This window comes from [Empedobacter] haloabium, from assembly GCA_008011715.2.
Taxonomy (GTDB): Bacteria; Pseudomonadota; Gammaproteobacteria; order Burkholderiales; family Burkholderiaceae_D; genus Rugamonas; species Rugamonas haloabia.
Genome location: CP136508.1, coordinates 99,460 through 111,692 on the forward strand (window position 1 = coordinate 99,460; position 12,233 = coordinate 111,692).

Annotated in this window: 7 protein-coding genes and 1 pseudogene; 7 read left to right on the forward strand and 1 reads right to left on the reverse strand. The window is 67.6% G+C overall.

The annotated features are described in order from the left end of the window. The first annotated feature begins 7 nt into the window (after positions 1-7). The 5 genes and pseudogenes from astA (at position 8) to E7V67_000420 (ending at position 9,733) form a co-directional block, all read left to right on the forward strand. Complete coding sequence (astA, locus tag E7V67_000400; GenBank protein WUR13600.1) at positions 8-1,057, forward strand: arginine N-succinyltransferase; 1,050 nt, start codon at positions 8-10, stop codon at positions 1,055-1,057. Beyond that, positions 1,050-2,526, forward strand: a pseudogene (gene astD, locus E7V67_000405) (succinylglutamate-semialdehyde dehydrogenase). The gene astA and the pseudogene astD overlap by 8 nt, the downstream one beginning before the upstream one ends. A gap of 9 nt (positions 2,527-2,535) precedes the next feature. After that, the gene (gene astB, locus E7V67_000410; GenBank protein ID WUR13601.1) at positions 2,536-3,873 is read left to right on the forward strand and encodes an N-succinylarginine dihydrolase; all 1,338 of its coding nucleotides are present in this window, start codon (positions 2,536-2,538) and stop codon (positions 3,871-3,873) included. A gap of 138 nt (positions 3,874-4,011) precedes the next feature. Beyond that, positions 4,012-8,736: an NAD-glutamate dehydrogenase gene (locus E7V67_000415; GenBank protein ID WUR13602.1), complete on the forward strand. Its 4,725-nt coding sequence runs from the start codon at positions 4,012-4,014 to the stop codon at positions 8,734-8,736. Between the two features lies 1 nt (position 8,737). Then, entirely contained in the window at positions 8,738-9,733 is a 996-nt protein-coding gene (locus E7V67_000420; GenBank protein ID WUR13603.1) for a succinylglutamate desuccinylase, read from the forward strand. Between the two features lie 80 nt (positions 9,734-9,813). On the opposite strand, the gene E7V67_000425 is transcribed toward E7V67_000420, so the two are convergent. Next, complete coding sequence (locus E7V67_000425) at positions 9,814-10,110, reverse strand: hypothetical protein (GenBank protein WUR13604.1); 297 nt, start codon at positions 10,108-10,110, stop codon at positions 9,814-9,816. Positions 10,111-10,293: 183 nt separating this feature from the next. Here E7V67_000425 and E7V67_000430 point away from each other — a divergent pair, with 183 nt between their 5' ends. Together E7V67_000430 and E7V67_000435 are read left to right on the forward strand one after the other, a co-directional pair. Next, positions 10,294-11,406 carry an NADH:flavin oxidoreductase/NADH oxidase gene (locus tag E7V67_000430; protein WUR13605.1) on the forward strand — a complete coding sequence of 371 codons (1,113 nt, stop codon included), beginning with the start codon at positions 10,294-10,296 and terminating at the stop codon, positions 11,404-11,406. A gap of 4 nt (positions 11,407-11,410) precedes the next feature. Continuing rightward, positions 11,411-12,082, forward strand: a complete 672-nt coding sequence (locus E7V67_000435) for an HAD hydrolase-like protein (protein WUR13606.1) — start codon at positions 11,411-11,413, stop codon at positions 12,080-12,082. Positions 12,083-12,233: the final 151 nt, after the last annotated feature.

Consider the following 12,233-nt stretch of genomic DNA (forward strand, 5'->3'; position numbering starts at 1 on the left):
AACACCTATGCTAGTTGTACGCGCCATCAACGAGAACGACCTGGACGCCCTGTACAGCATGGCCACGCAGGTCGGCACCGGCATGACCACGCTCAAGCCGGACATGAAGATGCTGGGTGACCGCCTGGCCACCGCGTGCGCCTCGTTCGCCGAGACGATCCCGCCGGAGCAGCGCGACTACATGTTCGTCATGGAGGACACCAGCAACGGCCGCATCGCCGGCGTCTGCGCCATCAAGGGCGCGGTCGGCCTGACGGAGCCGTTCTATAACTACCGCATCGGCACGCTGGTGCACTCCAGCCGCGAACTGAACGTGTTCACCAAGATGGACACGCTGTACCTGTCGAACGACCTGACCGGCTCCTCCGAACTGTGCTCGCTGTTCCTGCATCCGGACTACCGGCAGGGGCACAACGGCAAGCTGCTGTCGAAGAGCCGCTTCCTGTTCATCGCCCAGTTCCCGCACCTGTTCACGCAGAAGATCATCGCCGAGATGCGCGGCTACCAGGCCGAGGATGGCAGCTCGCCGTTCTACGAGGGCCTGGGCCGGCACTTCTTCAAGATGGATTTCCACCATGTAGACGACCTGACGGCGCTGGGCAAGAAGTCCTTCATCGCCGAGCTGATGCCGCGCCAGCCGCTGTACATCGACTACCTGCCGAAGGAAGCCCAGGAAGTGGTGGGCCAGGTGCACAAGTCGACCGCGCCAGCGCGCCGCCTGCTGGAGCAGGAAGGCCTGCACTACGAGGGCTACGTCGACATCTTCGACGCCGGCCCCGTGCTGCAGGCGCGCGTGTCGGAACTGCGCGCGATGCGCGACAGCGAACTGGCGGTCGTGGCGCCGGATACCGACATGACGCACGCCTGCGCGCCGGCCCATCCGGAACCGACCCTGGTGTCGAACACGGTGCTCAAGGATTTCCGCATGATCATCACGCAGGCGACGCCGGTGAACGGCGAGATCGACCTGTCCACGCAGGACCTACAACTGCTGCGCTGCCATATGGGCGATACCGTGCGCACGCTGCCACTCAACGTGAGGAAGAACAATGTCTGAACAAGCCCTGAGCAATTTCATCAACGGCCAGTGGAAAGCCGGCAGCGGCGTGGAGCTGGTGACCGTCAATCCCGCTACCGGTAAAACAGACCTGGGCCAGCCGCGAGGCGACCACCGCCGACGTGGCCGAGGCCTGCGCCGCCGCGCGCAATGCCTTCGAGGCCTGGGCGTTCCGCCCGCTGGAGGAACGCATCGCCATCGTCACGAAATTCCGCGACCTGCTGAAGGAAAACAACGAGCAGCTGGCCGCGCTGATCGCCGAGGAAGTGGGTAAGCCGATGTGGGAAGCCCGCACCGAAGTGACGACGATGGCCAACAAGGTCGACATCTCGATCCAGTCGTACAACGCACGCACGGGAGAAGTGCACAACAAGGTGCCGGACGGCGAAGCGGTGCTGCGCCACCGTCCGCACGGCGTGTTCGGCGTGTTCGGCCCGTATAACTTCCCCGGCCACCTGCCGAACGGTCATATCGTGCCGGCGCTGATCGCCGGGAACACCGTGGTGTTCAAGCCGAGCGAATATGCACCGCGCACCGCCATCAAGACCGTGCAGCTGTGGCAGCAGGCCGGCGTGCCGGCCGGGGTGATCAACCTGGTCAACGGCGGGCGCGAGACCGGCGTCGCGCTGGGCCAGAACCAGGACATCGACGGCGTGCTGTTTACCGGCAGCAGCCAGACCGGCGCCGCGCTGCACCGCCAGTTCGGCGGCCAGCCGGGCAAGCTGCTGGCGCTGGAAATGGGCGGCAACAACCCGCTGGTCGTGTGGGACGTGCAGGACATCGACGCCGCCGTCTTCATGGCGATCCAGTCCGCCTTCATCTCGGCCGGCCAGCGCTGCACCTGCGCGCGCCGCCTGGTGGTGCAGGCGGGCGCGCAGGGCGACGCCTTCGTGCAGCGCCTGGTGCAGGTCGCAGCGCAAATCCAGGTCGGCGAGTCGCATGCGGAACCGCAGCCGTTCATGGGCCCCGTGGTGTCAAGCGCCGTGGCCGAACGCCTGGTGCAGGCGCAGCAGGACCTGGTCGCCAAGGGCGGCAAGCTGCTGCTGGAAATGAAGCAGCTGCAGCCGGGTACGGGCTTCGTCTCGGCCGGCATCGTCGACGTGACCGACGCGAAAGGCATCCCGGACGAGGAATGGTTCGGCCCCCTGCTGCAGATCTTCCGCACCGATGATTTCGACCAGGCCCTGCGCATCGCCAACAACACGGAGTTTGGCCTGGCCGCCGGCCTGCTGTCGAACGACGCAGCGCTGTGGCAGAAGTTCCAGGTGCGCGCCCGCGCCGGCATCGTCAACTGGAACCGCCCGACCACCGGCGCGGCCAGCTCGGCGCCGTTCGGCGGCGTCGGCAAGTCCGGCAACCACCGCCCCAGCGCCTACTATGCGGCGGATTACTGCGCCTACCCGGTCGCCTCGATCGAGAACAGCGCCCTTGAAATGCCGGCCAAGCTGTCGCCCGGCCTGACCTTTTAAGTATTTGCCATGAGCGCACGTGAATTCAACTTCGACGGCCTGGTCGGGCCGTCGCACAACTACGCTGGCCTGTCGTTCGGGAACGTCGCCTCGTTCAACAACGTCAAGAGTGCCTCCAATCCGAAGCAGGCCGCATTGCAAGGCCTGGCCAAGATGCGCGCGCTGGCCGCGCGCGGCTTCGCCCAGGCCGTGCTGCCGCCGCAGGACCGGCCCAACTTCCGCCTGCTGCGCAGCCTCGGTTTCAGCGGCAGCGATGCCGACGTGCTGGCACGCGCCTACAAGGAGTCGCCCGTCATCCTGGCGTGCGCGTACTCCGCTTCGCCGATGTGGACGGCCAATGCCGCCACCGTCAGCCCGTCGCGCGACACGGCGGACGGCCGCGTGCACTTCACGCCGGCGAACCTGAACAACAAGCTGCACCGCGCGCTGGAATACGTGCAGACGACGCGCACGCTGAAGGCCATCTTCGCCGACGAGCGCCGTTTCGCCGTGCATGACGCGCTGCCATCGACGCCGGCCTTCGGCGACGAAGGCGCCGCCAACCACACCCGCCTGGGTGCCGGCCACGGCGCCGATGCGGTCGAGATGTTCGTCTATGGCCGCGTGGAGTTCGATCCGAACGCGCCGGCGCCGAAGCGCTACCCGGCCCGCCAGACGCTGGAAGCGTCGCAGGCCGTGGCCCGCAAGCACGGCCTGGCCGAGGCGCGCACCGTCTACGTCCAGCAGAATCCGGACGTGATCGACCAGGGCGTGTTCCATAACGACGTGATCGCCGTCGGCAACGCCAACGTGCTGTTCTACCACGAGCAGGCGTTCGCGGACGAGCAGGGCGCGCTGTTCCAGCTGCGCCAGGCCATGGCCGGCGTGGATGCGGAACTGACGCCGATCCGCGTCGACACCGGCATGGTGTCGGTGCAGGACGCGGTGCACAGCTACCTGTTCAACAGCCAGCTGCTGTCCAAGGACGGCGGCAAGATGGCGCTGGTGATCCCGCAGGAATGCCAGGAAAACGCCGCGGTGGCGCGCTACCTGGAAAGCCTGGTCGCCAGCGGCGGCCCGGTCGACGAGCTGATTCACTTCGACCTGCGCCAGAGCATGCGCAACGGCGGCGGTCCTGCTTGCCTGCGCCTGCGCGTGGCGCTGACGGACGAGGAAGCGGGCGCCATGCACCAGGGCGTGATCATGACGGAAGCGCTGTACCACACGCTGGTGGCGTGGGTCGAAAAGCACTACCGCGACAAGCTGGAGCCGAGCGACCTGGCCGACCCGAAACTGGCCATCGAGGTGCACGCCGCACTGGAGGAACTGGCGCGCATCCTCGGCATGCCGGGGCTGTATGATCTGTAGTTTTAGAGTTTGCAATCCTTTCAAGTGACCCAAGATGGGGCTGAGCGATCCTCGGCCCCATCGGCCATGACGGCATGATCGCAGGCGGCCCGCCACAAGCCCCGGCCGCGCGACACAACAACTATCTGGAGAAGCACGATGACCAAAATGCCACAAGACCTGCGTAAAGAGACGCTGGATCTCGTCAATGCCGGCAAGCCGGCCGAAGGTAGCCAGGGAGACGATCAAGCGCGCGCGCTGATCGCCGCCTGGCTCAAGTCCCTGGACGATGAAGACCTGGCGGATACCTCGCCCGACAGTCTCGCGCCGGTGCTGGTGGCAGGGTTCTCGCAAGCGGCACGCCGCACGGCGCCGGGCGCGCAGGTCGCCACGCTGCGCTACGCCGACGGTCGCGGCGGCATGGCCACCGCGCTCTTGATCCTGAACGACGACATGCCGTACCTGGTCGATTCGATCGTCATGGCGCTGCGCAAGCAGAAGGTCCTGGCCAACGGCGTGCTGAACGCCGTGCTGCCGGTCGCGCGCGATGCCAATGGCGCCGTCACGGCGGTCGGCGAAAGCGGCGCCAAGCTGGAATCCTACGTCCTGTGCCTGCTGGCCGAAGAGCTGGACGCCGCCGAGCTGCAGCAGCTGGTCGCCAGCATCGAGATGGTGGCGCGCGACGCCGCCGTCGTGAAGCGCGACCTGGCCGCGATGAAGGACCGCTTCACCGCCGTTGCCACCGCTGCCGCCGGGCAGGGCGAGGAGGGCGCCGAAGCGGCTGCCTTCCTGCAGTGGGCCCGCGACGAAGGCTTCGAGGTGCATGGCTACGCCTACTACCAGAACAAGCCGGGCGCCAAGGAACTGGAACGCGACATCCCGAGCCGCATCGGCGTGCTGCGCGATACCGCGCACCCTGTGTACGGCACTTGCCTGGCCAATATCCCGGGCGATCCGGAAACGCTGTCGAAGCGCGCGCACACGCTGTCCATCGTCAAGGCCGACGTGGGCGGCACGCTGCACCGCGACCAGCAGCTGGACTTCATCGGCGTGCGCGCCACCGACGCCAACGGCAACCTGCTGGGCGAGCACTGCTTCATCGGCCTGTTCACCCGTGCCGCCATGCTGACACCGCTGGCGCGCCTGCCGTTCGCGCGCGGCCGCATCGCGCAAGTGCTGAAGATCGCCAACCTGCGCCAGGAAGGCTTCCGCGCCGAGAAATTCATCGAGATCCTGGAGTCCCTGCCGCGCACGGAAGCGCTGGAAGCGGACCCGCAATGGCTGGCCGACGTGTGCGGCTCGGTCGTTTCGCTGTACAAGCAGCCGCGCACGAAAGTGTTCGCGCGGCGTGACGTGTATGCGCGCCACCTGAACGTACTGGTCTACCTGCCGCGCGAGCGCTACAGCGCGAGCGTGGCCAATGCGCTGTCGCGCGCGCTGCAAGAGTCCTCCGGCGCCAGCCATGTCAGCTCGCAGACGCTGGTGGCCGATGGCCCGCTGGCCCGCCTGTACCTGATCGCGCACGCCGCCCGTAATCCGCTCGACCTGGAAAGCGATATCCAGCGTCCGCTGCTGTCGATCCTGGACGGTTGGCACAACAGCTTCTCCGAACTGGCCGATGCCGTGCCGGACGAGCCGCTGCGCAACAACATGCGCCGCCTGTGCTCGACGCTACCGGTCGACTACGTGGCGTCCACGTCGCCGGCCGTCGCCTTCCACGACATCGACACGATCCTGCGCAATGGTCACGACAACCGTGTCAGTGTGCGCCTGGAGCTGGCCTCCGAAGCCGATCCCCTGACGACGATCCGTATCTACTCGGTGGACAAGGTGCCGACGCTGTCGTCGATCATGCCGGCCCTGCACAATGCGGGCGTGCTGATCGACCGCGAGCGTTCGCACTCGATCCGCACCGCCGACGGCAAGCGCCACTACGTGACGAGCCTGACGGTCGACGCGGCCAGCGCCGAGAAGCTGGCCAAGGATGGCGTGGCCCACGTGGCCGAGGACCTGTTCACGGCCCTGTTCAACGACGAGGTGGAAGACGGCCGCCTGAACGGCCTGGTGGTCGAGGGTGGCCTGAACAAGCGCCAGATCCAGCTGGTGCGCGCCTACATGAGCTACTGGCGCCAGACCGGCACGCAGTTCTCGGTGCGCTACATCGCCGAAAGCCTGCGCCGCCAACCATCGATGGTCAAGCAGATCGTCGACGCGTTCGAGCAGCGCTTCAATCCTGCCCTGGACGACGGCCAGCACGAATCGGCGCGCGACGCGCTGACGGGCCTGAAGGGCCGCCTGGCATCGGTCAACCACGCCGACACGGAAGTGATCCTGGCCGCGCTGATCGACCTGATGCAGGCGACCGTGCGCACCAACTACTTCCAGCAGACCGATAACGGCGACAAGATCATCTTCAAGTTCGACACCAGCAACCTGGCGCTGGTGCCGGAACCGCGCCCGTACCGCGAGATCTACGTGTTCTCGCGCCGCTTCGAGGGCGTGCACCTGCGCGGCGGCCCGGTCGCCCGCGGCGGCCTGCGCTGGTCCGACCGCATGGAAGACTACCGCACCGAGGTGCTGGGCCTGGTCAAGGCGCAGATGGTGAAAAACGCCGTCATCGTGCCGGCCGGCGCCAAGGGTGGCTTTGTGTGCAAGCAGATGCCGGCCGGCGCGCCGCGTGAAGTGGTCGCGGCCGAAGGCGAAGCCGTCTACCGCCTGTTCATCGCCAGCCTGCTGGAAGTGACGGACAATCGCGTGCTGGGCAAGATCGTGCCGCCGGCCGACACGGTCCGCTACGACAACGACGACCCCTACCTGGTGGTCGCCGCCGACAAGGGCACCGCGACGTTCTCCGACATCGCCAACAGCATCGCGGTAAAACGCGGCTTCTGGCTGGGCGACGCGTTCGCGTCCGGCGGTTCGAACGGCTACGACCACAAGAAGCTGGGCATCACCGCCAAGGGCGCGTTCGAAGCGGTCAAGCGCCACTTCTACGAGATGGGCCATGACATGAACACGACGCCGTTCACCGTCGTCGGCGTCGGCGACATGTCGGGCGACGTGTTCGGCAACGGCGTGCTGCTGTCCAGGCAGATCAAACTGCTGGCCGCGTTCGACCATCGCCACATCTTCCTGGACCCGAATCCGGACACTGCGACGTCGTTCGCCGAACGCCAGCGCATGTTCGCGCTGCCGCGCTCCTCATGGGACGACTACAACAAGGCACTGATCTCGCAGGGCGGCGGCGTGTTCCCGCGCACCGCGCGCACGATCGAGCTGTCGCCGGAAGTGCGCGCGGCGCTGGACATCGCCGAGACGTCGCTGAGCCCCGAGGAGCTGATGCACCGCATCCTGCTGGCGCCGGTGGACCTGTTCTACAACGGCGGCATCGGCACCTACATCAAGTCGTCCAGCGAAACGCACGCGCAGGTCAAGGACCGCGCCAACGACCATATCCGCGTCAACGGCAATGAGCTGCGCTGCAAGGTCGTCGCCGAGGGCGGCAACCTGGGCGCGACGCAGGCGGGCCGGATCGAATTCGCGCTGGCGGGCGGCCGCATCTTCACCGATGCGATCGACAACTCGGCCGGCGTGGACTGCTCCGACCATGAAGTGAACGCGAAGATCTGGCTGGACGTGGAAGTGAACGCCGGCCAGCTGAGCGAAGAAGAGCGCAACCGCGTGCTGAACGACATGACGAACGATATCGAGCGCCTGGTCCTGCGCGACAATACGCAGCAGACGCGCCTGCTGGTGCGCGAGCAGCAGGCCCAGTCCGAAGGCTGGGTGCAGGACGGCTACGCCGCGCTGATCGCCAGCCTGGAGGAAGAGGGCGCCCTGTCGCGCGAGCTGGAGCAGTTGCCGACGGTGGCCGAGCTGGCGCGCCGCAAGGTCGACAACCGCGGCCTGACAACGCCGGAGCTGGCGGTCGTCATCGCCAACGTCAAGAACCGCTACAAGCGCACCCTGTCGGTGCTGCCGCTGACGGAAGAAAGCTGGGCCGAGTCGGTGCTGAAACCGTACTTCCCGGACCTGCTGGTGGCCACGCGCTCCGCGCTGGCGCACCCGCTGGCCAACGCGATCCTGGCGACCGTGTTGGCCAACGAAGTGGTCAACCGCTGCGGTCCGCTGATGCTGCGCCGCCTGGCGGCCGATCACGGCGTGCCGGAAACGGACGTGATCCTGGCGTGGGGCCAGGCCTGGTCCGCGCTGAACCTGGCGCCGGTGTTCGACACGCTGGACGCGGACGCGCTGAACGTGCCGCGCGACGTCTCGATGAAGGTCGATGCGCGCACCCGCGGCATGCTGCGCGCCGCGATGGAAGGCGTGCTGTCGGTGCCGAAGGAACAGCTGCGCAATGCCGACGGCATGGCGGAACTGAAGCGCGTGTTCGCCGAGCCGGCGATGCTGGCCAAGCTGATGCCGGCCGATGCGAAATTCGAAGCGGAAGGCCAGCCGGCCCTGCGCGCCGAATTCGTGCAGGCCTGGAAGACGGTCGACGCGATCGAGAACGTGGCGGCCTTCCTGTTCGCGGCGCTGTCGGTCAAGCGTCCGGCCGGGATGGACCTGCCGGGCTTTATCCACGTCGGCATGGCGCTGCGCAGCCGCGCCGGCATCGACACGCTGGAACGCGGCCTGAAGCTGCCAGCCTCCAGCCGTTCGCAGGAACAGCTGCGCAGCTACGCCCAGCAGGCGCTGGGCCGCACCCAGCAACGCCTGCTGGCCCAGGTGCTGGCGCAGGGCGGCAGCGAGCAGGCCGTCGAGGCGGTGGTCGGTTCGTTGCAGGTGCCGGCATTTACGGCGCCGTCCGACCTGGAGCAGGCGATGCTGGACGTGTGGACGTTGTCCGAAGCGGTCAGCGGCCCGCAGGCAAAGGCGGCTTGACATGGCGGGTGACGGACACGCTGCGCTGCCGCCAGCAGTGAAGGCACTGGCGGAGGCGGATTTTTCCGCCGTCGCCGGCAGTTTCACGCAAGCCGGCTTCACGGTCGCGCAACCGGCCGACGGCATCCTGACGCTCCGCCGGCCGGGCGAGCTGCGCCCGGCCGTGCTGGTGTCGGTGGGCGTGCACGGCGACGAGACGGGCCCGATCGAACTGACGGCCTACCTGCTCGACGCGCTGGCGCGCGAGCCGCAAGCGCTGGCGGTGGACCTGATGGTCTGCGTCGGCAATATCGGCGCGATCCGGGCCGGCAAGCGCTTCATCGACGCGGACCTGAACCGCATGTTCCGCGTCGAACGGGGTTCGCTGGCCGGCACCGCCGAAGCGGCGCGGGCGGACGAGATGATCGCCGCCACGGTGGCGTTCTTCGCCCACGCCGGGCCGCGGCGCTGGCACCTGGACCTGCACACGGCGATCCGGCCGTCCGTCTACCCGACCTTCGCGATCGTGCCCGACCTGATCGAGGCGGGCGCCAAGCGCGAGCTGGTGTCCTGGCTGGGCGAGGCGGGCATCGGCGCCATCATCATGAACCCGGAATCGGTCGGCACCTACAGCTACTACAGCGCCGAGCACCATGGCGCCGCCGGCACGACGGTGGAGCTGGGCCGCATCGGCACGCTGGGGCAGAACGACCTGTCGCAGTTCGATGCCGCGTCGCGCGCGCTGGACCGCCTGCTGCGCGGTGGCCCGGCCCCGGCATCGCCGGAGCTGCCACACGTGTACAAGGTCGCGCGCAACATCATCAAGCTGTCGGACGCCTTCACGATGGCGTTCGGCAAGGACACGCAGAACTTCACGGCACTGAAGCGGGGCGACGAGATCGCCCGCGACGGCGACACCGTCTACACGGTGCAGCACGACGAAGAACTGGTCGTATTCCCGAACCCGGACGTGCGCGTGGGCCTGCGCGCCGGCCTGATGATTACCCGCGCCGAGTAAGCCAAACAGCCGAGTTCGTGCCTCGGCCGCAGAATGCAAAAAGCCGCCCTCGGGCGGCTTTGTTTTGGCTGGGGCTGCTGTCAGGCCGGTTGCAGGCGCGGGCGGCGCGGCGCCGCCTCGGCACTGGCGGGCCTGGTCGTGGCAGACGACGCCCGCGCGGCCGTGGCCGGGACAGGCGACGAAACTGTGGCGTACCCAGTGTCCGTCACGTCGGCATTCTCGCCAGGAATGATCGGCGCGGCAGTGCGCGCCGCCGGCAGCCAGCCCACGATCGCCGCGGTCGCGACCGCGCTGAGCAGGATGACGGCGATGGCGGCACCAGCCATCAGCGGATGAATGCGCGTGGAGGTGGTCGGTATCTTCTGATAGAGCGTCATGCGGCCTCCTTGTGACGTTGGCGTTGGGGTTGATGAAAGAGTACCGAATTGACTATTTGCAAGCTACCGTTTGGCTGTATCAAAAGTAAGCACTTGTAACGACGGACGCAATGTCGGGAGGAACGGGACAGGTAAGGCCGTATAAATCTCGCTACACTCGTTACTGGCAAACCAGGAGGAACCATGAGTCAGCTTTTTTCGCCCTTCGCGCTGGGCCCGCTGCAACTGAAGAACCGCATCGCCATCGCGCCGATGTGCCAGTATTCGGCCGTCGAAGGCCTCGCCACCGACTGGCACATGATCCACCTGGGCAGTCTGGCGCTGTCCGGCGCGGCCTTGCTGATCATCGAGGCGACCGCCGTGTCGCCCGAGGCGCGCATCACGCCGGCCGACCTGGGCCTGTGGTCGGACGGCCACCAGGCCGCGCTCGCGCCGGTGATCGCGGCGATCCGCAAGCACTCGCCGATCCGCCTGGCGGTGCAACTGGCGCACGCGGGCCGCAAGGCCTCTTCGCAGGTGCCATGGGAAGGCGGCGCCAATATCGCGCCGGGCGACATCGGCTGGCAGACCGTCGCCCCCTCCGCCGTGCCGCATGCCGAGGGTGAGGCGGTGCCGCTGGCGCTGGACGCCGCTGGCCTGCAAAAAGTGAAAGACGATTTCGTCGCCGCCGCGCGACGCGTGCATGCGCTGGGCATCGAAGGCATCGAGCTGCACGCCGCACACGGCTATCTGCTGCACCAATTCCTGTCGCCGCTGTCGAACCGGCGCGATGACCAATACGGCGGCGCGCTGGAAAACCGCATGCGCTTCCCGCTCGAGGTGTTCGACGCGGTACGCGCCGCCGTGCCGCGCGAGGTGGCGGTCGGCGTACGCATCTCCGCCAGCGACTGGGTCGAGGGCGGCTGGGACCTGGAGCAGAGCATCGTCTTCGCCAACGCGCTGAAGCAGCGCGGCACGGACTTCATCCACGTCTCCAGCGGCGGCATCTCGCCATTGCAGAAAATTCCGGTCGGCCCCGGTTACCAGATCCAGTTCGCCGAACGCATCAAGGCCGCGACCGGCCTGCCGACCATCGGCGTGGGCCTGATCACCGAGCCGGAACATGCGGAATCGATCGTGCTGCAGGGCCAGGCCGACGTGGTCGCGCTGGCGCGCGGCATCCTGTACGACCCGCGCTGGCCGTGGCATGCGGCGGCCAGGCTGGGCGCGCACGTGGATGCGCCGCCACAGTACTGGCGCTCGCAGCCGCACCACCTGACAACGCTGTTCGGCGCCACGCGCCTGGGCCAGCGCTGACATCATGAACGACGTGCGCCCGCCGCCGCTGGTATCGCCACACATCGTGCGCGGCTACGAGCTGTGGATCTTCGACTTCGACGGCACGCTGGCCAACAGCTTCCCGTTCTTCCTCGAGGTGTTCGACACGCTGGCGCGCACGCACGACTTTCGCTGCCTGGAGCACGACAAGATCGACATGCTGCGCGGCTGCGACCTGCCCCAGCTGATGCACCACCTCGGCCTGCCGCGCTGGAAGCTGCTGCCGGTGGCGCTGCAGTTCCGCGCGCTGATGGCGCAGAACATCGCCCGCATCGCGCTGTTCGATGGCATGCGCGACGTGCTGCACGCGCTGGCCGGGCGCGGCGTGCGGCTGGCGATCGTCTCGTCCAATTCGGAGGCGAACGTGCGCGCGGTGCTGGGCGCGGACGCGCGGCTGTTCGCCCACTTCGAATGCGGCGCCGCGTTGTTCGGCAAGCGGCGGCGCCTGCGCCGCGTCGTACAGCACAGCGGCGTGGCCGACCGCGCCGTACTGTGCCTGGGCGACGAGGTGCGCGACATCGCAGCGGCGCACGCCGAAGGGCTCGACTTCGGCGCGGTCGGCTGGGGCTACGCCAAGGCGCAAGTGCTGCAGGCGCAACGCCCGCGGCTGATGTTCGGCAGCGTCGCCGAGCTGGCCGCCGCCCTGGCGGACTGACCGCGCGGCGCTACCGCCGGTTGTCAGATTTTCCTCACCACTTGTCTTTTCCATACAAACAACCGTAGGGAAGGAGCGCCAACAGGCCCTATAATCGTCAGGTTTTTTTATCGAAATTGCGATAGGGGCGCGACGCCATGAGCGCCGCAGC